Below are 25,355 nucleotides of genomic sequence, written 5' to 3' on the forward strand. Positions count from 1 at the left end.
GCAACGTTCGGCGGTTTTGCTTTAGGAGACGAGAAACGATGGCCACCATTCCCATCACCACCCGCGGTGCCGAGAAGCTCAAGGCCGAACTGCACCGCCTCAAGACCGTGGACCGCCCCGGCGTGATCCAGGCGATCGCCGAGGCACGCGCCCAGGGCGACCTGTCCGAGAACGCGGAGTACGACGCCGCCAAGGACCGCCAGGGCTTCATCGAAGGCCGCATCCGCGAGCTGGAGGGCAAGCTGGCGGCCGCCCAGGTCATCGAGCCGGCGGCGCTGGACGCCGGCGGCAAGGTCGTGTTCGGCGCGACCGTGGAGCTGGAGGAGGAGACCTCCGGCGAGACCGTCAAGTACCAGATCGTCGGCGAGGACGAGGCCGACCTGAAGCAGGGCCTGATCAACGTGTCCAGCCCGATCGCCCGCGCGCTGATCGGCAAGGAAGAGGGCGATACCGCCGAGGTGCAGGCCCCCGGCGGCGTGAAGCGCTACGAGATCGTCGCCGTCCACTACGTCTGATGGACACCAAGGCGCGGCTGGCGGTGCTCGCGGCGGCCCTCTGGTGGGGCAGCCTGGGGGCGATCGGCTTCCTGGCCGTGCCGCTGCTGTTCGCCAACGCCGGCTCGCCGGCCGTCGCCGGTGCGCTGGCGGGCAAGCTGTTCAGCGCGCTGTCCTGGCTGGGCGTCGGCTGCGGCGCGGTCCTGCTCATGGCGGCCCGCAGCCGCGACGGGACGGCCACCCTGGGCTGGGCCGGCGGGGCCGTCGGTTACGTGCTGCTGGGGATGCTCGCGGCGCTGCTGCAGGAATTCGCGATCGCGCCGCGCATCCTGGCCCGCGAGAACCTCGCTGTCTGGCACAGCGCCGGCACCGCGGCGCTCGCGGTGCAGTGGCTGTGCTCGCTGGTGGTGCTGTGGAAGCTCACCACCTCGCGCGATTAGTCGGCCCGCGTCTTCTTCACCGACTTCTGCTTGGGCTTCGCCTTCTTGACCATGCCGCCCGGCGTCAAGCGCTGGTTGCCCAGCACGCGCACGCGCTTCACCTCCGGCCGCTGGCCGCCCCGGCTGGAGTTCTTGACGACCTTGAACTCGCGCGGGCCGGGCTTGCGGTCCTCGTCCTCCGCCTTCACCTTCTTCGGCTTCGGCCGCCACAGGACCAGCAGCTTGCCGATGTGCTGGATGGGCGCGGCGCCCAGGGCGTCGCACAGCTCCTGGAACATCGCCTCGCGGGCCTCGCGGTCGTCGCCGAGCACGCGGACCTTGATCAGGCCGTGCGCGTTCAGCGCCGCGTCGGTTTCCTTCTTCACCGCCGGCGTGAGGCCGTCGTTGCCGATCATCACCACCGGGTCCAGGTGGTGGGCTTCGGCCCGATGCGCCTTGCGCTCGGCCACACTCAGTTGAATCGCTGCCATCCGCCTATTATCGGTTGCACATGAAAGTCCGCACCAAGAGCAAGAAGGTCAACAAGGCATGGCTGAACGACCATGTCAACGACCCGTACGTGAAGCTGGCCCAGAAGGAGGGCTACCGCGCCCGCGCCGCCTACAAGCTCAAGGAGATCGACGAGGCGCTCGGGCTGATCAAGCCGGGGGCCCTGGTCGTCGACCTGGGCTCGACCCCGGGCGCCTGGAGCCAGTACGTGCGGCGCAAGCTGGCGCCCGAAGGCGCGGCCGCCGGCGTGCTGCAGGGGCAGATCCTGGCCCTGGACATCCTGCCCATGGAGCCGATCGAGGGCGTCACCTTCATCCAGGGCGACTTCCGCGAGCCGGAGGCGGCGCAGCAGCTGGAGCAGGCCCTGGCCGGCCGCAAGGCCGACGCCGTGGTCTCGGACATGGCGCCCAACCTCTCGGGCATCCCCTCGTCCGACTCGGCCCGGATCGCGCACCTGGTGGAGCTGGCCGTGGATTTCGCCCGGGCCCACCTGAAGCCCGAGGGCGCCCTGGTCTGCAAGGTCTTCCACGGCAGCGGCTACAGCCAGCTCGTGAAATTGTTCAAGGAACAATTCCGCACCGTGAAGCCCGTGAAGCCCAAGGCGTCCCGGGACAAGTCCGCCGAAACCTTCCTGGTCGGGATCGGACTGAAGCCCGCCCGATGAGCGGGCCCTTGTCCTATACCAATGGAGACCTTCATCCTATGGGGCCGTCGGCAAATCGGCGCCGTTCCATACCTTGAAACCCCTAGAATGGGCGTCAACTGGCCCGTACAGATGGGCCAAACCGTCCCCGGAGATTCGTTTTGAACAATCAGTGGTTTTCCAAGATCGCCGTCTGGCTGGTGATCGCACTGGTGCTATTCACCGTCTTCAAGCAGTTCGACACGCGCGGGGCCGCAGGAGCCTCGGTGGTCGGCTACTCCGACTTCCTCGACCAGGTGCGCAACCACCAGATCAAGAACGCGGTGATCCAGGAAGGGCAGGGCGGCACCGAGATCATCGCCATCACCACCGATGACCGCAAGGTGCGCACCACCGCCACCTACCTCGATCGCGGCCTCGTGGGCGACCTGATCAACAACGGCGTCAAGTTCGACGTGAAACCCCGCGAGGAGGGCTCGCTGCTCATGACGCTGCTGGTCAGCTGGGGGCCGATGCTGCTGCTGATCGGGGTCTGGATCTACTTCATGCGCCAGATGCAGGGAGGCGGCAAGGGAGGCGCCTTCAGCTTCGGCAAGAGCAAGGCGCGCATGCTGGACGAGAGCAGCAACCAGCTCACCTTCAGCGACGTCGCCGGCTGCGACGAGGCCAAGGAGGAAGTGAAGGAAGTCGTCGACTTCCTGAAGGATCCGCAGAAGTTCCAGAAGCTGGGCGGCCGCATCCCGCGCGGCCTGCTGCTGGTCGGCCCTCCCGGCACCGGCAAGACGCTGCTGGCCAAGGCGATCGCCGGCGAGGCGAAGGTGCCCTTCTTCTCGATCTCCGGCTCCGACTTCGTCGAGATGTTCGTCGGCGTGGGCGCGGCCCGCGTGCGCGACATGTTCGAGAACGCGAAGAAGAACGCCCCCTGCATCATCTTCATCGATGAAATCGACGCGGTCGGCCGCCAGCGCGGCGCGGGCCTGGGCGGCGGCAACGACGAACGCGAGCAGACGCTCAACCAGATGCTGGTCGAGATGGACGGCTTCGAGACCAACCTGGGCGTGATCGTGATCGCCGCGACCAACCGCCCGGACATCCTCGACGCCGCCCTGCTGCGCCCGGGCCGCTTCGACCGCCAGGTCTACGTGACGCTGCCGGACATCCGCGGCCGCGAGCAGATCCTGAACGTGCACATGCGCAAGATCCCGATCGGCCAGGACGTGAAGGCCGAGATCATCGCGCGCGGCACGCCGGGCATGTCCGGCGCCGACCTCGCCAACCTCTGCAACGAGGCCGCCCTGATGGCGGCGCGCCGCAACGCGCGCGTGGTCGAGATGCAGGACTTCGAGAAGGCCAAGGACAAGATCATCATGGGCCCGGAGCGCAAGTCCATGGTGATGCCGGAAGAGGAGCGCAGGAACACCGCGTACCACGAGTCCGGCCACGCCATCATCGGCAAGCTGCTGCCCAAGTGCGACCCGGTGCACAAGGTGACCATCATCCCGCGCGGCCGCGCGCTGGGCGTCACCATGAGCCTGCCCGAGAAGGACCGCTACAGCTACGACCGCGAGTACATGCTGAACCAGATCAGCATGCTGTTCGGCGGCCGCATCGCGGAAGAGGTGTTCATGAACCAGATGACCACCGGCGCTTCCAACGACTTCGAGCGGGCCACCCACCTGGCGCGCGACATGGTGATGCGCTACGGCATGACCGACGCGCTGGGCCCGATGGTCTACGCCGAGAACGAGGGCGAGGTCTTCCTCGGCCGCTCGGTCACCAAGACCACCAACATCAGCGAGCAGACCATGCAGAAGGTCGATGCGGAAGTCCGCCGCATCATCGACGAGCAGTACGCCCTGGCCCGCAAGCTGATCGAGGACAACAGCGACAAGATGCACGCCATGGCCAAGGCGCTGCTGGAGTGGGAGACCATCGACTCCGAGCAGATCGACGACATCATGGCCGGCAAGGAGCCGCGTCCGCCCAAGGACTTCATGCCGCGCTCCACGCCCGGCGGCACCGGCGGCCCGACCGTGGGTCCGGACCCGGCGCCCAACGCCGCGTAAAGCCGCGGCGAACCGTGAAAGGGGCCCTTCGGGGCCCTTTTCGTTCGCCCCGGTGACGCACAATCCGTCCATGCTCTGGCAGACCGCGCGCTACGCGATCCCGCTCGACCGTCCGCAGGTGATGGGGATCGTCAACGTGACGCCCGATTCGTTCTCGGATGGCGGGCGGTTCGTGAGCACGCGCACGGCGCTCGAACACTGCGAACAGCTGCTCCGCGACGGCGCGGACATCCTGGACCTCGGCGGCGAGTCGAGCCGGCCGGGCATCGCGCCCGTGTCGCTGGACGAGGAGCGGGCCCGCGTCCTGCCCGTGCTGCGCGAGGCGGTGCGCTTCGGCGTGCCGATCTCGGTGGACAGCTACAAGACCGAACTGATGCGCGACGCGCTGGACCTCGGCGCCGACATCGTCAACGACATCCGCGCCCTGCAGGAGCCGGGCGCGCTCGACGTGGTGGCGGCCCACCCGTCCTGCGGCGTCTGCCTGATGCACATGCACGGCGACCCGCAGACCATGCAGCAGGCGCCGATGCAGGGCGACCCCGTGCCGCAGGTGCGCGACTTCCTGCACGACCGCAGCGAGGCCTTGCGCCAGCGCGGCGTGTCGGTGGCGCGCATCGCCTGGGACCCGGGCATCGGCTTCGGCAAGACGGTGGAGCAGAATTTCGCCCTGCTGGCGCGCCAGCGGGAACTGCTGCACGACGGCTATCCGCTGCTGGCGGGCTGGTCGCGCAAGTCCTCGCTCGGCACGGTCACCGGCGCGCCGGTGCACCAGCGCGTCGTGCCCAGCGTGGCGGCGGCGCTGCTGGCGGTGGAGCGGGGGGCGGCGATCGTGCGGGTGCACGACGTCAGGGAAACGGTGGCGGCGCTCAAGGTATGGAGCGCGATGCAGGCGGCCGCGGCAGGCCAGGCAGGAAACAAGACATGAGCAGAACCTATTTCGGCACCGACGGCATCCGTGGCACCGTCGGCGAGGCGCCCATCACGCCCGACTTCGTGCTGCGCCTCGCGCACGCGGTGGGCCGCGTCCTCAAGCGCAGCGAGGAGCGCCCCACGGTGCTGATCGGCAAGGACACGCGCATCTCCGGCTACATGCTGGAAAGCGCGCTGGAGTCCGGCTTCAACTCCGCCGGCGTCGACGTCGTGCTGCTGGGGCCGCTGCCCACGCCCGGCGTCGCCTACCTCACGCGCGCGCAGCGCGCCAGCCTGGGCGTGGTGATCAGCGCCAGCCACAACCCGTACGCCGACAACGGCATCAAGTTCTTCAGCGCCCAGGGCACCAAGCTGCCCGACGAGTGGGAGGTCGACGTCGAGCGGGCCCTGCAGGAGCCGCCGCAGTGGGCCGACTCGGCCACGCTGGGCAAGACCCGCCGCCTGGACGACGCGGCCGGCCGCTACATTGAGTTCTGCAAGAGCACCTTCGCGCACGAGCTCACGCTGAAGGGCATGAAGATCGCCGTCGACGCGGCGCACGGCGCGGCCTACCACATCGCCCCCAAGGTGTTCCACGAGCTGGGCGCCGAGGTCTTCTGCATCGGCTGCGCCCCCGACGGCCTGAACATCAACGACAAGGTCGGCGCCACGCACCCGGAGGCGCTGGTGAGCGCCGTCAAGGCCAACCACGCCGACTTCGGCATCGCCCTCGATGGCGATGCCGACCGCCTGCAGATGGTGGACGCCGCCGGCCGCCTCTTCAACGGCGACGAGCTGCTGTACCTGATGGTCATGGACCGGCTGCAGCAGGGCCAGCGCGTGCCCGGCGCCGTCGGCACGCTCATGACCAACATGGCGGTGGAACTCGCCCTGAAGGCGCACGACGTGGAGTTCGTGCGGGCCAAGGTCGGCGACCGCTACGTGCTGGAGGAACTGGAGAAGCGCGGCTGGCTGCTGGGCGGGGAGGGCTCGGGCCACCTCCTGTGCCTGGACCAGCACACCACCGGCGACGGCCTGATCAGCGCGCTGCAGGTGCTCAAGGCCTGCGCCCGCAGCGGCAAGCCGCTGGCGGACCTGCTGGCCGACGTGCGGCTGTTCCCGCAGACCCTGATCAACGTGCGGCTCGCGCCCGGCCAGGACTGGAAGAAGAACGACCGCCTGTCGTCCGAATGCGAGCAACTGCAACAGGAGCTCGATGGCTCCGGCCGCGTCCTGATCCGCGCGAGCGGCACCGAGCCCGTGCTTCGCGTGATGGTGGAGGCGAGCGATGCGCAGGTGGCGCAGCGCGGCGCCGAACGGCTGGCGCAGGCGGTGCGCGCCGGCTGAATCCATTTGGTGTAAATCACACCAAATGGGGCGCCCGTACGGCGGCAAACGGCGCCCGCCCGTCGCAGCATCGCCACATAGGAAATCCGTGACTGTGCGGCGGCGCGGGCGTCCGTCTACATTGGGTTCATGCGCCGCACCGCCACCTCCCGTCTCGCCGCCTGCCTGCTGGCCGGCGCGCTCGTGGCCGGCGCCGCGCCGGCCGCGGCGCAGGTGCTGTCGCCCGACTACGCGCTGACCACGCCGGCATGGCTGGCCGAACCCGAGATCTCGCCCGGCGTGGCGCTGGCTTCCTGGGGCCCGCTGCGGCTGGCCGCCTCCGGCTCCGGCACGGGCAGCGGCCTGTCGCTGGAAGCGGGCGAGAAGTGGTTCGCCCGCGGCGGCATCGGCCGCAGCCTGGACTACGAGGTGCTGAGCGTCGGCGGCGGCTACCGCTTCCCCCGCGGCGACGCGCTGTCCATGCACGTGACGCGCCAGCTCGGGCAGGAGCGCCTGGGGCTGGCGGTGCGCTACGACTGGCAGCGCACCTGGCTGCGGTTCGCCTACGACCAGCCGCTGCGCGCGCCGGGGGCGGGCGACCGCCTGCGGTTCTCGGCGGGCGTGCGGTTCTAGCCTTCCCGTCGCCGAGCCGCGCAAGCGGGTGTCACGGAGCTGTCACGCACGCTCCCTAGAGTCCTGCGCATCCCTTCCACGAACGAGGTGCGCATGAATCTCCGCTTTCCCCTGGCCGCCATCGCCCTGTCGGCGCTGGCCTGTTCCGCCGCCGCCCAGGACGTCACCGGCGCCGGCGCCAGCTTCCCGGCCCCGCTGTACGCGAAGTGGGCCGCCGACTACCACAAGGCCACGGGCGCCAAGGTGAACTACCAGTCGGTCGGTTCCGGCGCCGGCATCAGGCAGATCGACGCCGGCACGGTGGACTTCGGCGCCAGCGACATGCCGCTCGCGGACGAGAACCTGGCGAAGAAGGGCCTGGTGCAGTTCCCCACCGTCATCGGCGGCGTGATCCCCGTGGTCAACATCCAGGGCATCGCCCCGGGCCAGCTGCGCCTCAGCGGCCAGGTGCTGGGCGACATCTACCTGGGCAAGATCAGGAAGTGGAGCGACCCCGCGATCACGGCGCTCAACCCGGGCCTGAAGCTGCCCGACGCCGCGATCGCGCCGGTGCGCCGCGCCGACGGCTCGGGGACCACCTTCCTCTTCACCAACTACCTGTCGAAGGTGAACGCGGAGTGGAAGGCCAAGGTGGGCGAGGGGACCGCGGTGAACTGGCCCGTGGGCGCCGGCGGCAAGGGCAACGAGGGCGTGGCCGCCTTCGTCGGCCGCCTGCCCAACGCGATCGGCTACGTCGAGTACGCCTACGTGAAGCAGAACAGGATGAGCTACGCCCTGATGCAGAACGCCGAAGGCAAGGTGGTGGCGCCTGACGACACCGCGTTCAAGGCCGCTGCCGCGAAGGCCGACTGGAGCAAGAGCTTCCACCAGGTCCTCACCAACCAGCCGGGCGCGCAGGCCTGGCCGATCACGGGCGCCACCTTCATCCTGATGCGCAAGGAGCCGCGCAAGCCCGCGCAGGCTGCCGCCGCCCTGAAGTTCTTCGACTGGGCCTACAGGAACGGCGACGCCACCGCCGGCGCGCTGGACTACGTGCCCATGCCCGCCGCGGTGAAGGCGCAAGTCCGCCAGCTCTGGGCCGGCCTGGCACAGTGATCCTGCGCGCGCTTCCGGATCGCCTGTTCGCCGGCGCCGCCCGCGCCGCCGCGCTGCTGACGCTGGGGCTGCTCGCCGGCATCCTGGTGTCGCTCGCGATCGGCGCCTGGCCGGCGATCGAGCGCTACGGCCTCGCCTTCCTCGCCAGCGGCGTGTGGGACCCGGTGAGCGAGGAGTTCGGCGGGGCCGTGATGATCTACGGCACGCTGGCCACCTCGCTGATCGCGCTCCTCATCGCCGTGCCGGTCAGCTTCGGGATCGCGCTGTTCCTCACGGAGCTGTCGCCGGCCTGGCTGCGGCGGCCGCTGGGTACGGCGATCGAGCTGCTGGCCGCCGTGCCCTCCATCGTCTACGGCATGTGGGGCCTGCTGGTGTTCGGGCCCCTGCTGGCCACCTGGGTGCAGCAGCCGCTGCAGTCCGCCTTCGCCGACGTGCCCATCCTGGGTGCGCTGTTCTCCGGCCCGCCGGTGGGCATCGGCCTGCTGTCGGCCGGGATCATCCTGGCCATCATGATCATCCCCTTCATCGCCGCCGTCATGCGCGACGTGTTCGAGGTGACGCCGCCCATGCTCAAGGAGTCGGCCTACGCGCTCGGCTCCACCACCTGGGAAGTCGTGTACAAGGTGGTGCTGCCCTATACCAAGGGCGGCGTGATCGGCGGGATCATGCTGGGCCTGGGCCGCGCGCTCGGCGAGACCATGGCGGTGACCTTCGTCATCGGCAACTTCAACCAGCTCGACACGCTGAGCCTGTTCGCGCCGGCCAACAGCATCACGTCGGCGCTCGCCAACGAGTTCGCCGAGGCGGGCGAGGGCGTGCACCAGGCGGCGCTGATCTACCTGGGCCTGGTGCTGTTCTTCATCACCTTCGTCGTGCTGTCCCTGTCCAAGCTGCTGCTGGCGCGCCTGCGCCGCAACGAGGGGGTGCGCGCATGACGCAGGAGCGCGAGCGCCGCTACCGCCGGCGCCAGCGCACCAACCGGGTGGCGCTGGCCCTGTCGCTGGCCGCCATGGCCTTCGGCGTGTTCTGGCTGGTCTGGATCCTGTGGGAGACGGTGCGCCTGGGCCTGGGCGGCATGGCCTGGTCCACGCTCAGCCAGATGACGCCGCCGCCGAACGAGGCGGGCGGCCTCCTCAACGCGATCTGGGGCTCGCTGGTGATGGTGCTGCTGGCCACCTTCGCCGGCACGCCGGTCGGCATCATGGCCGGCATCCACCTCGCCGAATACGACCCCAAGGGCTGGCTCGGAAACGCCACCCGCTTCGTCAACGACATCCTGCTGTCGGCGCCCTCCATCGTGATCGGCCTGTTCGTCTACGCCGTCGTCGTGGCGCGCTTCCAGCACTTCTCCGGCTGGGCCGGCGCGATCGCGCTGGCGCTGATCGTCGTCCCCATCGTGATCCGCACCACCGAGAACATGCTGCTGCTGGTGCCGCAAGGCCTGCGCGAGGCCGCCTACGCGCTGGGCGCACCGAAGTGGAAGGTGATCCTGAAGATCACGCTGCGGGCGGCCCGCGCGGGCGTCGTCACCGGCGTGCTGCTGGCCGTCGCCCGGATCGCCGGGGAGACGGCGCCGCTGCTGTTCACGGCGCTGAACAACCAGTTCTTCACCTCCGACCCGGCCGAACCCATGGCCAGCCTGCCGGTCACGATCTTCAAGTTCGCCATGAGCCCCTACGAGAACTGGCAGCAGCTCGCCTGGGCCGCCGTGTTCCTCATCACCCTGGCCGTGCTCGGCCTCAACATCCTGGCGCGCGTGCTCACGCGCAGCCGGACCTGAACCACCATGGATGCAACCCCCGCCCCCGCCAAGATCGCCGTGCGCGGCCTGGACTTCTACTACGGCGCGTTCAAGGCGCTGAAGCACATCGACCTCGACATCCCCGAGCACAAGGTGACCGCCTTCATCGGGCCGTCCGGCTGCGGCAAGTCGACGCTGCTGCGCACCTTCAACCGCATGTACGAGCTCTACCCGGACCAGCGCGCCGAGGGCCGCATCCTGCTGGACGGCGAGGACCTGCTGGCCTCGCGCAAGGACGTGGCGCTGCTGCGCGCCAAGGTGGGCATGGTGTTCCAGAAGCCCACGCCCTTCCCGATGTCGATCTACGAGAACATCGCCTTCGGCGTGCGCCTGTTCGAGCACCTCGGCGCGGCCGACATGGACGACCGCGTCGAGTGGGCGCTGCGCAAGGCGGCGCTGTGGGAGGAGGTGAAGGACAAGCTGCAACAGAGCGGCGCCAGCCTCTCCGGCGGGCAGCAGCAGCGCCTGTGCATCGCGCGCGGCATCGCCATCAAGCCGGAGGTGCTGCTGCTGGACGAACCCTGTTCCGCGCTGGACCCGATCTCCACCGCCAGGATCGAGGAGCTGATCGTGGAGCTGAAGAAGGACTACACCGTCGTGATCGTCACGCACAACATGCAGCAGGCCGCGCGCGTGTCCGACGTCACCGCCTACATGTACCTGGGCGACCTGGTCGAAGTGGGCGAGACCGAGCAGATCTTCTTCAAGCCGCGGCGCCAGGAGACCGAGGACTACATCACCGGCCGTTTCGGCTGAGGGAGGCCCCATGACGGAGAAGCACCTTTCCACCCAGTTCGACAGCGAGCTCGCCGCGCTGTCCTCGCGCGTGATGGAGCTCGGCGGCCTGGCCGAATCGCAGATCCGGCAGGCGATCCAGGCGCTGGGCGCCTTCGACGCCGACATCGCGCGCCAGGTGATCGCCACCGAGGACCGCGTGAACCAGATGGAGGTGGACATCGACCGCGAGCTGTCCACCGTGATCGCGCGGCGCCAGCCCACGGCGCGCGACCTGCGGCTGCTGATGGCCATCTCCAAGACCACGGCCAACCTGGAGCGCGTGGGCGACGAGGCCCGGCGGATCGCCCGCATGGTGCTGTCGATGCTGGAAAAGGGCGGCGCCGCGCGGGCGCTCCCGGCCGGCGAGCTGCGCAAGGCGGCGGACCTCGCCTCGGGTCAGCTGCGCAAGGTGCTGGACGCCTTCGCGCGGCTGGATACCGTGGCGGCCGTGGCCATCATGAAGGAGGACCACCTCCTGGACGACGAGTTCGACGGCTTCGTGCGCAAGCTCATCACCTACATGATGGAAGACCCCCGCACCATCTCCAGCGGCCTGGACCTGCTGTTCGTGGCCAAGGCGATCGAACGGATCGGCGACCACGCCAAGAACATCGGAGAATTCATCATCTACGTGGTCGAGGGCGCCGACGTGCGCCACAGCCCCATGGAACACATCGAGTCGGCGATCCGCCAGGGACAGGAATGAAGCAGCAGCCCCGCATCCTCATCGTCGAGGACGAGGCGGACATCGCCGAACTGGTGGCGGTGAACCTGCGCCACAACGGGCTGTCGCCCGTGTGGGCGGAGGATGCGGCCGCGGCGCAGCGCGAAGTCGATGCCGTGCTGCCCGACGCGATCCTGCTGGACTGGATGCTGCCGGGGCAGAGCGGCCTGGAGCTCGCCCGGCGCTGGCGTGGCGACGCCCGCACCCGGGCGATCCCCATCCTGATGCTGACCGCGCGCGGCGACGAGCCCGACAAGGTGGCCGGGCTGGACGCCGGCGCCGACGACTACATCACCAAGCCGTTCTCCACGCAGGAGCTGCTCGCGCGCATCCGCGCCGTGCTGCGCCGGCGCGCGCCCGAGAAGACCGACGAGAGCGTCACCCTGGGCGGCCTCACGCTCGACGCCGCGGCCCACCGCGTGAGCTGGCAGGGCCAGCCGCTGAAGGTCGGCCCGACCGAATTCCGCCTGCTGCACTTCCTGATGAAGCATCCGGAGCGGGTGCACAGCCGCCAGCAGCTGCTCGATCGCGTCTGGGGCGACCACGTGTTCCTCGAGGAGCGCACGGTGGACGTGCACGTCAAGCGCCTGCGCGAGGCGCTGGGCGCCGCCGGCGTGCTGGTGGAGACGGTGCGCGGCGCCGGCTACCGCATCACCGCGCAGCCCACGCGATGACGGCGCGCTTCGTGCTGTTCGCCTGCTGCCTGGCCGCCGGGGCGCTCGCCGGCTGGCTGCTGGAACGCCTGCCGGGGCTCGCCGCGGGTATCGCGGCCGGGGCGCTGCTGTGGTTCGTGATGGACGCCGCGCAGGCCGAGCGGGTGCTCCGTTGGCTGCGCTCCGGCCAGTTGCGCGGCGCGCCGGCGCTGCAGGGCGCCTGGGGCGAGGCGGCCGAGCGGGCCCGGCGCGCGATCGCGCAGCGCGAGCAGCGCGCGGAGGACGCCGGGCACCGGCTGGAAGCCTTCCTCGACGCGATCCGCCACTCGCCCAACGGCGTGGTGCTGCTGGACTCGCAGGGCCGCATCGAGTGGTGCAACGAGACGGCAGCCGGCCACCTGGGGCTGGACCCCGTGCGCGACCTGCAGCAGCACGTGGTCAACCTGGTGCGCGACCCCGGCTTCGCGGCCTTCTACCACGCGGGTCGCTACGGGCAGGACGTCGCGATCGAGGCGCCGGCCAGCACGCCAGCGCGGCCGCGCAAGCTGGCGCTGCACATCCATCCGTATGGCGAGGGCCGGCGGCTGCTGCTGTCGCGCGACATCACGGCGCTGGAGCAGGCCGAGGCGATGCGGCGCGACTTCGTGGCCAACGTCTCGCACGAGGTGCGCACGCCGCTCACCGTGCTGGCCGGTTTCGTCGAGACGTTGCAGTCGCTGGATCTCACGAAGGAGGAGCAGTCCCGCTACCTCGCCATGATGGGCCAGCAGGCGAAGCGCATGCAGGCCCTGGTGGAGGACCTGCTGACGCTCTCGCGCCTGGAAGGCAGCCCGCCGCCGGGCGCGCAGGAGTGGACGCCGCTCGCGAGCCTGATGGCGCAGGGCGAGCAGGAGGCCATCGCGCTGGCGCGCGCCGCGGGCAAGGACCTGCGTCTGCGCTTCACGCAGGCCGGGCCGCTGGAGGTCGCGGGCGCGGCCGGCGAGCTGCAGAGCGCGCTGTCCAACCTGGTGGGCAACGCCGTGCGCTACACGCCCGACGGCGGCAGCGTGGAGGTGCGCGCGCAGGCGGCCGGCGGCGCGCTCGAGATCGCGGTGCAGGACAGCGGGCCGGGGATCGCCCCCGAGCACCTGCCGCGGCTGTCGGAGCGCTTCTACCGCATCGACCGCAGCCGCTCGCGCGAGAGCGGCGGCACCGGCCTGGGGCTGGCGATCACCAAGCACGTGGTGCAGCGCCATGGCGGCGAGCTGCGGATCGCGAGCACGCCGGGCGCGGGCTCGACCTTCACCATCGTGCTGCCGGCCGCGCGGGTGCGTCCGCTCACGCCGGCCGGTAGCGCCGCACCGAGCGCCACACGATCAGCGGCAGGATGAGCGCGAGCAGCGCCAGGGCGAAGCTGCTCGCGATCCAGAACGCCGCCGGCGTGTGCAGGGCCGGCCAGGCGCCGATGCCGCGGTAGGCGAGCAGGTAGCCGCCCAGCACGCCGATGCCCCACAGAAGGACGCAATAGGCCACCAGCGGCGCGATCGTGACGCGGTAGGAGCGCAGCACGAACACCGACAGCGCCTGCGTCGCGTCGCCCAGGTGGTAGGCCGCCACCAGGGCCAGCAGGCCGGAGGCGACGGCGGCGACCTGCGCGTCGGCGGAGTAGAGCGAGGCGATGCCGCCGCGCGCCGCGAGCATGGTCGCGGCCATCAGGATCGCCAGCGAGAAGCCCATGCGGAAGCCGGTGCGGATGCTGCCGCGGGCCCGCGCCGGATCGCCCGCGCCCAGCCAGAAGCTCACGCGAGCGCTGGTGGCGATCGCGATCGAGAGGGGCACCATGTACATCACGGCGGCGAGGTTCGCCGCGATCTGGTGCGCGGCGGCGGCCAGCGTGCCCTGCCGCGCGATGAACAGCGACATGAGCGTGAACGAGGTGACTTCCACCGTGATCGCCAGCGCCGCCGGCACGCCCAGGCGCGCGAACTCCAGGATGGTCGGCCAGTGCGGCGCTTCCAGCGGCCGCCAGATCGCGTAGGGCCGGTACAGCGGATCGGTGCGCACCAGCCAGGCCGCGACGCCCAGGAACAGCCAGTTCACGACCACCGTCGCCCAGGCGCAGCCGACCACGCCCATCGCCGGCACGCCGGCGCCGCCGAACGCGAACCAGATCGTCAGCGGCACCTTCACCACGAGCGAGGCGAGCTGCAGCCAGGTCACCAGCTGCGGCTTGCCCAGGCCCTGGTTGAGGGTGCTGTACATGCGGAACAGCAGCGCCGGCGGCAGCGCCAGCGCGAGCACCGCGAGGTATTCGCGCACCGCCTGCTGCAGCGCCGCCGGGACCTCGGTTCCCTGCAGCAGCGGGTCGGGGAACAGCAGGCCCAGCACGCCGGCCAGCGTCGCCATGAAGGCGAGGTACAGCGCCTGGCGCACCGAGCGGCCGACGTCCACGTGGCGCCGCGCGCCGTGCAGTTCCGCCCAGACCGGCAGCAGGGCCTGCAGCACGCCCATCAGCGCGACGAAGACGGTGATGTAGACGGCGGCGCCCACCGACAGCGCCGCCAGCGCCTGCTGCGAATAGCGCCCCGCCACGATCGTGTCCGTCACGCCGAAGGCCATCGTGGCCAGCTGGCCGGCCAGCACGGTGCCGGCGTGGCGCGCGATGATGCCGCGTTCGCTCAAGGCTTCTTCTGGTACAGCAGCAGGTTCTCGCGCGCGTCGGTCGGCCGCGGGATCTTGGCCACCAGCTTCCAGCGGCGCGCGTCGAAGGCCATGGGCACCGACTGCTCCAGGTCCGCGGCGGCCACGAGCCAGGGGCAGGCGCTGGGCGCGGTGGCGATGCGCAGGTCCAGGCGGCCGTGGAAGCGCAGCGCGGCGATCTGCGGGCGCGTGAGGCCGAACACCTCGACGCAGCCGGGCTTGTCGATGTGCGGCACGAGCCGCTGCACCACCGCGGTGTAGCTGCGCGCGTAATCGAGCACCGGCAGCCACAGCGTCATCACCAGCAGCCAGCCGAGGGCGGCGCCGCCGGCCGGCAGCACCACGCTCTTCCAGATCGCCTGGCGGTTCCGCATGGTGCGCCAGCGCACCAGCGCCACCCAGGCGACGGTGGCGGCGAGCGCCACGAGGAAGGGCAGCAACGAGAAGCTCGGGACGAAGCCGGGCGCCAGCTTGGCCACGTTGGCGGCGGGCTTGGCCGGCACGCCGGTCTGCAGCGAGATCCAGATCACCCAGATCACCAGCGCGCAGCTGCTGAAGAACAGCAGCGTGAACCAGTCGATCAGCGCGGAGAGGCTGCGCCCCAGCGTGGGCAGCGCGAAGGCCGCGAGCGTCGCCAGGGCCGGCAGGCTCAGCAGCAGCGCGCGGTCGGGGTTGGGCGAAAGGACAGCGGTGAGCACGCCCACCACCGTGAACCACAGCGGCAGGGCCACGTGGCGACGTCCCAGCTGGCGGCGCCAGCGCCACACCGTCCACAGCGCCAGCGGCCAGGCGGGCCAGGTGAACCACACCAGCAGGCGGGCGATGGAGCGCCATTCGCGCTGCGCGCCGAAGGGCCCCGTGCCCAGGCGCCATTCCCACATGTGCAGGCCCGCGGCGATGCCGGCGGCCGCCAGCGCCACGCCGACGATGATCGCCGCGCCCGGGCCGCCGCGTGCCTGGGGCAGGCCGTCGTCCGGTCCGTCGCCGAGGTGCAGCACCACGCCGCCCGCGGCGAACAGCGCCGCCATGGCGGGCGCGCCGCTGAGGCCCAGCCCCACCAGGCCCCCGGCGAGGCACAGCGTGGGCAGGGCGAGCCGGTAGGGCAGCGCCGCCAGGCCGAAGAAGGTCAGCGCCGTGAATCCCAGCTGCGCGAGGGCCGGCGTCGTCTCGTGCGACAGCTGCATCAGGCCCAGGCAGGCAATCAGGGCCAGCAGGCCGCCGTCGGCGATGGCGCGGGCGTAGTCGGACGGGTGCGCCTCGCCGCCGAACGCGAAGGGCACGGGCTGCGCGCCCGGCGTGCGCGCGAGGTAGTACACGCCGTACCAGGCGGCCACCAGGCTCAGCACCAGCAGCGCGATGAAGGGGATGCGGGCGGCGAAGTCGGGCGGCATCCATGCCGGCGCGAGCCGCATCGCCCAGGCGCCCATCCAGTAGGGCAGCAGGGCCTCGAACTCCGGCGGCTGGCCGAGCACTTCGGGGCGCAGCCAGGCCGAATGGCCCAGGGCCAGCTCGTTCATGTAGCCCAGCGCCATGATGTCCGCGTTCTTCCACGGGGCGCGGCCCACGAAGCCGGCCAGGACGTAGGCCGCGCACAGGAGCAGCAGCGCGAGGCGCGGCAGGCGCCGCACGGCGCTCTGGGCCACGATCGCGGGGGTCGGCTGGTTCACGCGCGGGAGTGTGTCAGATTCGACGGCACCAAGAAAAAAGGCAGCCTGCGCTGCCTTTGTCCTGGGTTGACCGGTTCTTCTTACTTGCCGGCGGGCTTGCCGAACTTCTTGAAGAACTTGTCGACGCGGCCGCCCATGTCGTTCACCGACTTCTGGGTGCCCGTGTAGAACGGGTGCGACTCGCTGGAGGTGTCCAGCTTGAACAGCGGCAGCTCGCGGCCGTCGTCCATCTTCACCGTCTCGCGGGTCGCCGCGCAGGAACGCGTGACGAACTTGAAGCCGTTGGACAGGTCCACGAAGCAGACTTCGCGGTAGTTGGGGTGGATGCCTTCTTTCATGGTGTCCTCGTCAGGTTGCGGCAGCCGCGCCAGGCGTTCTGGCGTACTTTCCGGGAAGCCCGCCATTATAGCTGCCGGGCGGGGGTAGTGCTTAGGTCGGATTCAGAACGCAGAGGACGCAGAGGTTTCGCAGAGGACGCAAAGAACAGCCAGATTCCTGTCTTCTCTGCGTCCTCTGCGTGACCTTTGCGTCCTCTGCGTTCTTCATCTCGGCGAGCCAGCCCCGTCGATCTCAGCCGCCGCGCCGCATCATGTCGAAGAACTCCACGTTGGTCTTGGTGGCCTTCATGGACTTCAGGACCATCTCCATCGCCTCGATCTCGTCCATGTTGTACATGAACTGGCGCAGGATGCGGGTCTTCTGCAGGATCTCGGGGGCCAGCAGCAGCTCCTCGCGGCGGGTGCCCGAGCGGTTCAGCTGGATCGAGGGGAACACGCGCTTCTCGTAGAGGCGGCGGTCCAGGTGCAGTTCGCAGTTGCCGGTGCCCTTGAACTCCTCGAAGATCACTTCGTCCATGCGCGAGCCGGTGTCGATCAGCGCGGTGGCGATGATGGTCAGCGAGCCGCCTTCCTCCACGTTGCGCGCGGCGCCCAGGAAGCGCTTGGGCCGCTGCAGCGCGTTGGCGTCCACGCCGCCGGTGAGCACCTTGCCCGAGGAGGGCACGACGTTGTTGTAGGCGCGGGCCAGGCGGGTGATCGAGTCCAGCAGGATCACCACGTCCTTCTTCAGTTCGACCAGGCGCTTGGCGCGCTCGATCACCATCTCGGCGACGTGCACGTGGCGGGCGGCCGGCTCGTCGAAGGTGGAGGCGATCACCTCCGCCTTCACCGAGCGCTGCATGTCGGTCACTTCCTCGGGGCGCTCGTCCACCAGCAGCACCATCATGTAGCTGTCCGGGAAGTTGGCGGCGATGGCGTGCGCGATGTGCTGCATCATCACCGTCTTGCCGCTCTTGGGCGGCGCCACGATCAGCGCGCGCTGGCCCTTGCCGATGGGCGCGATGATGTCGATGATCCGCCCGGTGATGTTCTCGTCGCCCTTCAGGTTGTCGCGTTCGAGCTTCATCTGCTCCCGCGGGAACAGCGGGGTCAGGTTCTCGAACATGATCTTGTGCTTGTTGGCCTCGGGCGCGTCGCCGTTGACCTTGTCGAGCTTGGTCAGCGCGAAGTAGCGCTCGCCGTCCTTGGGCGTGCGGACCTCGCCCTCGATCATGTCGCCGGTGTGCAGGTTGAAGCGGCGCACCTGCGAGGGCGAGATGTAGATGTCGTCGGTGCTCGCGGTGTAGCTGGTGTCCGGGCTGCGCAGGAAGCCGAAGCCGTCCGGCAGGATCTCCAGCACGCCGTCGGCGAAGACCTGTTCGCCGGCGCGGGCGCGCTTCTTGATGATCGCGAACATCAGCTCCTGCTTGCGCATGCGGGCAGGGTTCTCGATCTCGAGCTCTTCGGCCTGCTTGAGGATTTCGGAGACGTGCAGCGCCTTGAGTTCGTTCAGGTGCATGGGGGACCCTTCGGGGGAGTGTTCTTGAAGGTCTTTGGGGGAAGGTTCGTTGCCGGGCGAGAGCTGCCCTGCGAACCGGATCTCGAACTGCCCGCCTGGGTGGGCGGATCAGTGATGGGGCGGATTATGCAGCAAAACCGCGGCGGCGGGGTTTCGCGGGATCGGGGTCAGGATTCGGGGGCAAGGACGCAAAGGTCGCAAAGGATACGCAAAGGTCGCAAAAGACATCCAACAAAGGATTCCCTTTTGGCTTCCTTTCGCGAAACCTTTGCGTCCGGTATCCGGCTTCAGGCGAGCTGCTGGTCGATGAACGCGGTGAGCTGCGCCTTGCTCATGGCGCCCACCTTGGTGGCGGCGAGCTGGCCGTCCTTGAACAGCATCAGCGTGGGGATGCCGCGGATGCCGAACTTCGCGGGGATGTCGCGGTTGTCGTCGACGTTCATCTTGGCCACCTGCAGCTTGCCCTTGTAGGTCTCGGAGACCTCGTCGAGGATGGGCGCGATCATCTTGCACGGGCCGCACCACTCCGCCCAGTAGTCCACCAGGACCGGCGTCTCGGCCTTCAGGACGTCGGATTCGAAGGAAGCGTCGGAGATGTGCTTGATCAGGTCGCTAGCCATGGTTTTCCTCTCGGTGCGGGGGCCTCCCCGCAGCAGCTACAGTCAGGGCATTGTGACAGAAACGATGACCCCTCGCCGGGTGCGGTCCGGGCCCGCGATGCTATGGATGCGATAGCAATTTCCCATCCTGCGGCGCGGCACTGGGAGGAACTCATGCAAGCCCTGCGGGCGGCCATCGCCGCCCGCGGCGCGCATCCGGCACGCACCGTCGTGCTGCTGCCCTACGCGCAGCTGATGCCCGTGGCCCGCCGTGCCTGGGCCGCGCTGGCGCCCGATGGCTTCGCGCCGCGGTTCGAGACCACGATGAACTGGGCACGCCAGCTCGCCTGGGCGCCGGGCGAGGCGGACCTCTCCTTCGAGATCGGCCGCGACCTGCTGGCCGCGCGCGGCTGGCTCGAGCAGGGCGGGCTGCGCGCCCAGGCCGATGCCCTGGCGGGCACGCTGGTGGACGCCGCCTGGCAGGCCGCCGAGGCGGCCCGCGCCGTGCCGCCGGGCCAGCGCGCCGCCTGGGCCGCGCGGCTGCGCCCCCAGCTGCTGCAAGGGATGGAGGCCGCTGCGCTCGCCACCGAGGCCGCCATCGCCCGCATCGCCTTCGAGTGGGCCGTGGCCTCGGGCTACGCGACCGATGCCCTGCTCGATGGCCGCCTGACGCAGGACCTGGACCTGCTGGTGGTGCTGCGGGGATTCCAGGAAGAGGCCGTGCCCCGCGCGCTGGCGCAGCAACTGGGCGACCGCGCGCTCACGCTGTCGCTGCCCGTGCAGGCGCGGCGCGGCGCGATCGCGCTGCATGCGGCCGCGGACGCCAGCGAGGAAGCGGAACGCGCGGCCACCTGCGTCCTGGAGCGCCTGCGCCAGCAGCAGGTGCCGGTGGCCCTGGCCGCCACCGACCGCGTGCTGACGCGGCGCATCGGCGCGCTGCTGTTCACGCGCGGTGTGGCCGTGCACGACGAGACCGGCTGGAAGCTCTCCACCACGCGCGCCACGGCCAACCTGATGGCGGCCCTGCGCGCCTGCGCCTGGGACGCCCCGGCCGACGCCGTGCTGGACTGGCTGAAGAACGTGCCGGCGCTGGGCTCCGGCACCGTGCAGGCGATGGAGCGGCGGGTGCGCCGCGCCGGCCAGCGCGAATGGCGCGGGCTGCGCGAAAGCGACTGGGGCGAATCGGAAGGCCTGCGCGCCGCCGTGCAGAAGGTCGACGCCTGGCGCGCCGGCCTGCAGGCGACGCGCACGCTGCTGGAGTGGCTGGCCGCCGTGCGCGAACTGCTGCAGCAGTGCGGCCAGTGGGAAGCGCTGCGCGCCGACGCGGCGGGCCTGAAGACGATCGAAGCCCTGCACCTGGATGCCGCGGCCGCCGCCGACTGGGCGGGCTGGCGCGAGGCGCAGCGGCGCCTGGGCCTGCGCGAGTTCACGGCCTGGGCCAGCGACGTGCTGGAAAGCGCCAGCTTCGTGCCGCCGCACACCGGCGAGGAGCCGGTCGTCGTCCTGCCCCTCAGCCAGTTGCTGGGCCATCCGTTCGCGGCGCTCGTGCTGCCCGGTTGCGACGAGCGCAGCCTGCCCGCGGCGCCCGAGCCGCCCGCCGGCTGGACGCAGGCGCAGCGCAAGCTGCTGGGGCTCGCGTCGCGCGAGGAACTGGAGGCGGCCCAGCGCGCCGCGTGGGACTACGCCTTGCAGTCGCCGCAAGCCGACGTGCTCTGGCGCGCGAGCGACGACACGGGCGAGCGCAGCCTGGCGAGCCCGCTGGTGCAGGCGCTGCGCCTCGAAGGCGCCGCGCCGCTGGCAGACGACCCGCGCACGCCGCGCGAGGAAGAGGCGCAACCGGTGCGGCCGCCCGCCATCGCCGCGGCCGGACTCGTGCCCACGCAGCTCTCCGCCAGCAGCTACGAGGACCTGCGCCGCTGCCCCTATCGCTTCTTCGCCCTGCGCATGCTGGGCCTGAAGGAAGCCGACGAGATCGAGGCCGAGGTCGACAAGCGCGACTTCGGCACCTGGCTGCACGGCGTGCTGAAGACCTTCCACGAGGCGCTCGCCGAACGCGGCGCGCTGCCGCTGCCGGAACGCACGGCGCTGCTCGATGGGATCGCGCGCGACGCCATGGAGGCGCAGCGCCTGGGCGAGGGCGAGTTCCTGCCCTTCGCGGCGGGCTGGCCGGCGCTGCGCGACGGCTACCTGCAGTGGCTGCAGAAGCACGAGGCCGCGGGCGCGAGCTTCGCCGCGGCCGAGAGCGAGCACAAGGTGCAGCTCGGCACCCTGACGCTGGAAGGGCGCATCGACCGCATCGACGCGGTGTCCGGCGGCGGCACGCTGGTCATGGACTACAAGACCGAGGGCGTGCAGGCCACGCGCGCGCGCATGGCCGCGCCGCTGGAAGACACGCAGCTGGCCTTCTACGCGGCGCTGCTGCCTGGCCGCGAGCCGCAGGCCGCCTATCTCAACATCAGCGAGCGCGGGGAGGTCACCGAGGTGAAGCACCCGTCGCTCGCCCAGGCCGCGCACCTGCTGCAGGAAGCCGTGCAGGCGGAACTGCGCCGCATCGCGCAGGGCGCGCAGCTGCCCGCGATCGGCGAGGGACGGGCCTGCGAGTTCTGCGCCGCGCGCGGCCTGTGCCGCAAGGATGGCTGGAGTGATTGAGCCCGCCTACGAACACAACGGCCGCGCCGTCACGCGCGAGCAGTTCTATGCCATCGCCTGCGACCCGCGGCGGCACGTGGCGGTGGAAGCCTGCGCCGGCGCCGGCAAGACCTGGATGCTGGTGTCGCGCATCCTGCGCGCGCTGGTGGCCGGCGCGCAGCCGCACGAGATCCTGGCGATCACCTTCACACGCAAGGCGGCCGGCGAGATGCGCCAGCGCCTGCAGGACTGGCTGGCCCAGTGGAGCGAGGCGCCCGACGAGGTGCTCGCGGAGCAGCTGCGTGCCCGCGGCCTGCCGCAGGCCGATGCCGCCACCCGCGCGGCATTGCGCGGCCTGTACGCTCGACTGCTGGCGGCCGGGCGGCCGGTGCAGATCCGCACCTTCCACAGCTGGTTCGCGGCGCTGCTGCGCGGCGCGCCGGTGGCGGTGCTGCAGCAGCTGGGCCTGCCGACGCGCTTCGAATTGCTGGAGGACGACCAGGAAGCGGTGGCGCGCGTGTGGCGCCGCTTCCATGCGGCCGTGGAGCGCGACCCCGAGGCGCGCGCCGACTACGAAGCCTCGGTCGCCGCCTTCGGCCGCTTCAACACGCTGAAGGCGCTGGACTCCGCGCTGGCCAAGCGCGTGGAGTTCGCGATGGCCGACGCCGCCGGCGTGGTGGACGAGTCCGTGCGGCCCTTCGGCGAGCTGTTTGAGGAATTCCAGGGCGCCGAGCATCCCGAGGCGATGCTGGCGCAGGAGTGGGTGCGCAACGCGCTGTACGAAGCCTCGCGTGCGCTCGGCCGCGCCTCCGCGCCCACCTTCTCGGCCAAGGGGCGCGAGCTGGAGCAGGCCACCACCGCCGGCGACTTCGCCGGCGTCGCCGCCGCGCTGCTGACCAAGGAGCAGGCGCCGCGCAAGTTCAACGACAAGCTCGCCGGCATCGACGACGTGCGCGGCGCCCAGGAGCTGGTGCAGCGCCTGTGCGCCGCCAGCCACCAGCACGAGGCCTGGCTGCACCACCGGCGCATCGCGCGCCTGGCGCGCCGGCTGCTGGAGTCGTATGCCGCGCTCAAGCGCGAGCAGGGCTGGGTGGACATGAGCGACGTGGAGCGCACGGCCCACGTGCTGCTGTCCGACGAGGTGCTGGCCGGCTGGGTGCAGGAGCGCCTGGACCAGCGCGTGCGCCACCTGCTGATCGACGAGTTCCAGGACACCAATGCCCTGCAGTGGCAGGCGCTGAACGCCTGGCTCTCCAGCTATGCGGGCGCGGGCGGCGACGGGCCCAGCGTGTTCATCGTCGGCGATCCCAAGCAGAGCATCTACCGCTTCCGCCGAGCCGAGCCGCAGGTGTTCCGGGCGGCGCAGGAGTTCATCGCGCAGGAGCTCGGGGGCGACCGCCTCGCCTGCGACCACACGCACCGCAACGCGCCGGACGTGCTGGCGGCGGTGAACACGGTGATGCAGGCGGCGCAGCAGGAAGGCCTGTACACCGGGTTCCGCGCGCACACGACGCAATCCGAGGCGGCGGGCGCCGTGCTGGCGCTGCCGCCGATCCCGCGCCCGGACAAGCCCGCGCAGGCGGAGGACGAACCGCTGGACTGGCGCGACAGCCTCACGGTGCCCCGCGAGCTGCCCGAGGAGCGGCTGGTGACGCTGGAGTGCCGCCAGGCCGCCGCCTGGATCGCGCAGGAGCTGCGCGCCGGCCTGCGGCCCGGCGACGTGATGGTGATGGCGCGCAAGCGCGAGCGGCTCGCCGCGATGGAAGAGGAGCTGCGCGCGCTGCACATCCCGGCGCAGCAGCCGGAGAAGACGGACCTGTGCGAGGCGCCGGAGATCCAGGACATCGCCGCCTTGCTCGACGTGCTGGTCTCGCCCGGCCACGACCTCTCGCTGGCGCGCGCGCTGAAGTCGCCGCTGTTCGGCTGCGGCGACGATGCGCTGGTGGCGCTCGCGCTGCGCGCCCGCGCCGCCGCCGCCGAAGGACCGCCGCGCGCCTGGTCCGAGCTGCTGCAGCAGGACGGGCTGCCCGAGCCGCTGCCCGCCATCGCGCAGACGCTGCGCCGCTGGCAGCGCTGGCTGCAGGCCCTGCCGCCGCACGACGCCCTGCAGGCGATCTACGACGATGGCGACGTGCTGGCGCGCTTCGCCCGCAACGCGCCGGCGCCGCTGCGCGCCGGCGTGCTGGCCAACCTGCAGGCGCTGCTCGGCGCCGCGCTGCAGGTCGGCGGCGGCCGCTGGCTCACCCCCTATGCCTTCGTGCGCGCGCTCAAGGCCGGCGGCATCCGCGGTCCCGCCGTCGCCGCCGAGGGCGTGGTGCGCCTGCTGACCGTGCACGGCGCCAAGGGCCTGGAGGCGCCGGTGGTTCTGCTGCTCGACACCGACGGCGCGCCGCCGCGCGCCGAGACCATGGGCGCGCTGTGCGAGTGGCCCGGCGAGGCGCCCAATCCCTGGCGCTTCGCCTTCATCGCCAGCGAGACGCGGCCGCCGGCCTGCAGCGCGGAGGCGCTGGCGATCGAGCAGGCCGCCCGCGCGCGCGAGGAGCTCAACGCGCTGTACGTCGCGATGACGCGGGCCGAGCGCCGGCTGGTGATCTCCTCGGTGGTGCCGTCCAGCGCGGCCGCGGGCAGCTGGTGGCAGCGGCTGCTGCCCTGTGCCACGCCGCTCTCGGCGCCGCAGCCGGCCGCGGCCTTCGGGGACGCCGATGCCGCCGCGCGCTTCACGCTGCGCGTGGTCCCCGGCGCCGCGCAGCCCGCCAGCATGGAGTGGCTGCGGCCCGCGCAACCCGAAGGCAGCGACAAGTCGCGCCTGGGCGAGGCCATGCACCGGCTGCTGGAGACGTGGCGGCCGGGCGCGGTGATGGGCGCGGCGCAATTGCGCGAAGTGGAGCGCCTGTTCGCGCTGGATGCCGAAGCGGCGCAGCAGGCCGCCGCGATGGCGCAGCGCATCCTGCACGGCGAGGGCGCCTGGGCCTGGGACCCGGCGCAGGTGGACTGGCAGGGCAACGAGGTGGAACTGCACGCCGGCGGCGAACTGCTGCGGCTGGACCGCCTGGTGCGCCGCCGCGACAGCGGCGAGTGGTGGGTGCTCGATTACAAGTCGGCGCCGGACCCGGAGCGGCGGGCCGACCTGCTGGCGCAGATGCGGCGTTATCGCGAGGCGGTGGCCGCGGCGCATGCGGGCCGTGCCGTGCGCGCCGCCTTCCTCACCGCGGAGGGCGCGCTGGTGGTGCTGCCCTGAACCTTCAGAAGGTCGTGCGGTAGTAGATCATCGGCCGCCCGTCCTTGCGCTTGAACGTGATGCGGGCGCCGCTTTCCAGCTGGAAGCCGATGAAGCCGCGGTCGAAGGCGAAACCGGGCTTGGGCGGGGCCTTGGCGGACAGGTTCATCTCGACCCGCGCGCCGTACACGGGCTCGTGCATCTGGATCAGGCTGTAGGCGTCGTCGGGGGTGTTCATGCGGCGCCAGGCCGTGATGTCGATCTGGCGCTGGCCTTCCAGGCGGTGGCTCCAGCGCAGGCCGAGGTCGATGCTGGTGCGCTGCGGCTGCAGTCCGGGCAGCTGCCGGTTCTGCGAGAAGCCGCTCACGCCGATCACGGGACCGAGGCCGAGCGCGTTGCGCGGCACCAGCGACAGGTCCACGCGCGGGGCCTGGAAGCCCGTGTCCTGCGCGTCCATGCGGGGCAGGGTGCTGGTCTGCACCTCCAGCCGCAGCGCAGGCTCGTCCGTGCGGGCCTGCGCGACGATGACATCGGCAGGCGGCGAGGCGTCTTCCTGCGCCTGCACGGCCGGGCTGCACAAGCACGCCACCAGGGCCGCGACGGTGCACGGCCCCAGGGCGGACTCCCGACGAGAACCGGCTTTCCTGCCGGTGACAGCGGCCTTCTCCATGGCTCACCT

23 protein-coding genes are annotated in these 25,355 nt (G+C 71.1%); 16 read left to right on the forward strand and 7 right to left on the reverse strand.

Features of this window, described 5'->3' with window-relative positions; genetic code table 11:
- Nucleotides 1–38 precede the first annotated feature (38 nt).
- A complete protein-coding gene (greA, locus tag ACY0MJ_RS15725; RefSeq protein WP_462639441.1) occupies nucleotides 39–515 on the forward strand; it encodes a transcription elongation factor GreA in 477 nt (158 codons plus the stop codon).
- A complete protein-coding gene (locus ACY0MJ_RS15730) occupies nucleotides 515–934 on the forward strand; it encodes a DUF4149 domain-containing protein (protein ID WP_462639442.1) in 420 nt (139 codons plus the stop codon). Before greA ends, ACY0MJ_RS15730 begins: the two co-directional genes overlap by 1 nt.
- Here ACY0MJ_RS15730 and ACY0MJ_RS15735 read toward each other — a convergent pair.
- Nucleotides 931–1,404 (reverse strand): YhbY family RNA-binding protein, encoded by a 474-nt coding sequence (locus ACY0MJ_RS15735; protein ID WP_462639443.1) that lies wholly within the window; start codon nucleotides 1,402–1,404, stop codon nucleotides 931–933. The genes ACY0MJ_RS15730 and ACY0MJ_RS15735 overlap by 4 nt on opposite strands.
- A gap of 20 nt (nucleotides 1,405–1,424) precedes the next feature.
- Between ACY0MJ_RS15735 and ACY0MJ_RS15740 the strand changes: the two genes are divergently transcribed.
- The 12 genes from ACY0MJ_RS15740 (at nucleotide 1,425) to phoR (ending at nucleotide 13,420) form a co-directional block, all read left to right on the forward strand.
- The gene (locus tag ACY0MJ_RS15740) at nucleotides 1,425–2,087 is read left to right on the forward strand and encodes an RlmE family RNA methyltransferase (protein WP_462639444.1); all 663 of its coding nucleotides are present in this window, start codon (nucleotides 1,425–1,427) and stop codon (nucleotides 2,085–2,087) included.
- A gap of 140 nt (nucleotides 2,088–2,227) precedes the next feature.
- Nucleotides 2,228–4,132 carry an ATP-dependent zinc metalloprotease FtsH gene (ftsH, locus tag ACY0MJ_RS15745; protein ID WP_462639446.1) on the forward strand — a complete coding sequence of 635 codons (1,905 nt, stop codon included), beginning with the start codon at nucleotides 2,228–2,230 and terminating at the stop codon, nucleotides 4,130–4,132.
- A gap of 70 nt (nucleotides 4,133–4,202) precedes the next feature.
- Nucleotides 4,203–5,057, forward strand: a complete 855-nt coding sequence (gene folP, locus ACY0MJ_RS15750) for a dihydropteroate synthase (protein WP_462639447.1) — start codon at nucleotides 4,203–4,205, stop codon at nucleotides 5,055–5,057.
- Complete coding sequence (gene glmM, locus ACY0MJ_RS15755; RefSeq protein WP_462639448.1) at nucleotides 5,054–6,388, forward strand: phosphoglucosamine mutase; 1,335 nt, start codon at nucleotides 5,054–5,056, stop codon at nucleotides 6,386–6,388. Before folP ends, glmM begins: the two co-directional genes overlap by 4 nt.
- Before the next feature lie 129 nt (nucleotides 6,389–6,517).
- Nucleotides 6,518–7,000: a hypothetical protein gene (locus ACY0MJ_RS15760; RefSeq protein ID WP_462639449.1), complete on the forward strand. Its 483-nt coding sequence runs from the start codon at nucleotides 6,518–6,520 to the stop codon at nucleotides 6,998–7,000.
- 93 nt (nucleotides 7,001–7,093) lie between these two features.
- A complete protein-coding gene (gene pstS, locus ACY0MJ_RS15765) occupies nucleotides 7,094–8,095 on the forward strand; it encodes a phosphate ABC transporter substrate-binding protein PstS (RefSeq protein ID WP_462639450.1) in 1,002 nt (333 codons plus the stop codon).
- Nucleotides 8,074–9,030, forward strand: coding sequence for a phosphate ABC transporter permease subunit PstC (gene pstC / locus ACY0MJ_RS15770; RefSeq protein WP_462639521.1), 957 nt, complete (start codon nucleotides 8,074–8,076; stop codon nucleotides 9,028–9,030). Before pstS ends, pstC begins: the two co-directional genes overlap by 22 nt.
- A complete protein-coding gene (pstA, locus tag ACY0MJ_RS15775; RefSeq protein WP_462639451.1) occupies nucleotides 9,027–9,875 on the forward strand; it encodes a phosphate ABC transporter permease PstA in 849 nt (282 codons plus the stop codon). Before pstC ends, pstA begins: the two co-directional genes overlap by 4 nt.
- A gap of 6 nt (nucleotides 9,876–9,881) precedes the next feature.
- Nucleotides 9,882–10,652, forward strand: coding sequence for a phosphate ABC transporter ATP-binding protein PstB (pstB, locus tag ACY0MJ_RS15780; RefSeq protein WP_462639452.1), 771 nt, complete (start codon nucleotides 9,882–9,884; stop codon nucleotides 10,650–10,652).
- A 10-nt stretch (nucleotides 10,653–10,662) separates the two neighbouring features.
- Complete coding sequence (gene phoU / locus ACY0MJ_RS15785; protein WP_462639453.1) at nucleotides 10,663–11,379, forward strand: phosphate signaling complex protein PhoU; 717 nt, start codon at nucleotides 10,663–10,665, stop codon at nucleotides 11,377–11,379.
- Nucleotides 11,376–12,071 carry a phosphate regulon transcriptional regulator PhoB gene (gene phoB, locus ACY0MJ_RS15790; RefSeq protein ID WP_462639454.1) on the forward strand — a complete coding sequence of 232 codons (696 nt, stop codon included), beginning with the start codon at nucleotides 11,376–11,378 and terminating at the stop codon, nucleotides 12,069–12,071. Before phoU ends, phoB begins: the two co-directional genes overlap by 4 nt.
- The gene (gene phoR / locus ACY0MJ_RS15795; protein WP_462639455.1) at nucleotides 12,068–13,420 is read left to right on the forward strand and encodes a phosphate regulon sensor histidine kinase PhoR; all 1,353 of its coding nucleotides are present in this window, start codon (nucleotides 12,068–12,070) and stop codon (nucleotides 13,418–13,420) included. The genes phoB and phoR overlap by 4 nt, the downstream gene beginning before the upstream one ends.
- On the opposite strand, the gene ACY0MJ_RS15800 is transcribed toward phoR, so the two are convergent.
- From ACY0MJ_RS15800 to trxA, 5 genes are all read right to left on the reverse strand, one after another.
- Complete coding sequence (locus tag ACY0MJ_RS15800) at nucleotides 13,368–14,711, reverse strand: MATE family efflux transporter (RefSeq protein WP_462639456.1); 1,344 nt, start codon at nucleotides 14,709–14,711, stop codon at nucleotides 13,368–13,370. The genes phoR and ACY0MJ_RS15800 overlap by 53 nt on opposite strands.
- Nucleotides 14,708–16,396: a hypothetical protein gene (locus tag ACY0MJ_RS15805; protein ID WP_462639457.1), complete on the reverse strand. Its 1,689-nt coding sequence runs from the start codon at nucleotides 16,394–16,396 to the stop codon at nucleotides 14,708–14,710. Before ACY0MJ_RS15805 ends, ACY0MJ_RS15800 begins: the two co-directional genes overlap by 4 nt.
- Nucleotides 16,397–16,476: 80 nt before the next feature.
- Nucleotides 16,477–16,734 (reverse strand): type B 50S ribosomal protein L31, encoded by a 258-nt coding sequence (locus ACY0MJ_RS15810; RefSeq protein ID WP_462639458.1) that lies wholly within the window; start codon nucleotides 16,732–16,734, stop codon nucleotides 16,477–16,479.
- 232 nt (nucleotides 16,735–16,966) lie between these two features.
- On the reverse strand, nucleotides 16,967–18,232 hold the full coding sequence (rho, locus tag ACY0MJ_RS15815; RefSeq protein ID WP_462639459.1) for a transcription termination factor Rho: 1,266 nt from the start codon (nucleotides 18,230–18,232) through the stop codon (nucleotides 16,967–16,969).
- 287 nt (nucleotides 18,233–18,519) lie between these two features.
- Nucleotides 18,520–18,852 carry a thioredoxin TrxA gene (gene trxA, locus ACY0MJ_RS15820; RefSeq protein WP_462639460.1) on the reverse strand — a complete coding sequence of 111 codons (333 nt, stop codon included), beginning with the start codon at nucleotides 18,850–18,852 and terminating at the stop codon, nucleotides 18,520–18,522.
- Between the two features lie 153 nt (nucleotides 18,853–19,005).
- Here trxA and ACY0MJ_RS15825 point away from each other — a divergent pair, with 153 nt between their 5' ends.
- Both ACY0MJ_RS15825 and ACY0MJ_RS15830 read left to right on the forward strand, forming a co-directional pair.
- Nucleotides 19,006–21,480 carry a PD-(D/E)XK nuclease family protein gene (locus ACY0MJ_RS15825; protein WP_462639461.1) on the forward strand — a complete coding sequence of 825 codons (2,475 nt, stop codon included), beginning with the start codon at nucleotides 19,006–19,008 and terminating at the stop codon, nucleotides 21,478–21,480.
- Nucleotides 21,473–24,697 (forward strand): UvrD-helicase domain-containing protein, encoded by a 3,225-nt coding sequence (locus tag ACY0MJ_RS15830; protein WP_462639463.1) that lies wholly within the window; start codon nucleotides 21,473–21,475, stop codon nucleotides 24,695–24,697. Before ACY0MJ_RS15825 ends, ACY0MJ_RS15830 begins: the two co-directional genes overlap by 8 nt.
- 4 nt (nucleotides 24,698–24,701) lie before the next feature.
- On the opposite strand, the gene ACY0MJ_RS15835 is transcribed toward ACY0MJ_RS15830, so the two are convergent.
- The gene (locus tag ACY0MJ_RS15835) at nucleotides 24,702–25,346 is read right to left on the reverse strand and encodes a hypothetical protein (RefSeq protein WP_462639464.1); all 645 of its coding nucleotides are present in this window, start codon (nucleotides 25,344–25,346) and stop codon (nucleotides 24,702–24,704) included.
- Nucleotides 25,347–25,355 lie beyond the last annotated feature (9 nt).

Source organism: Ramlibacter sp. bp-362, from assembly GCF_054956735.1.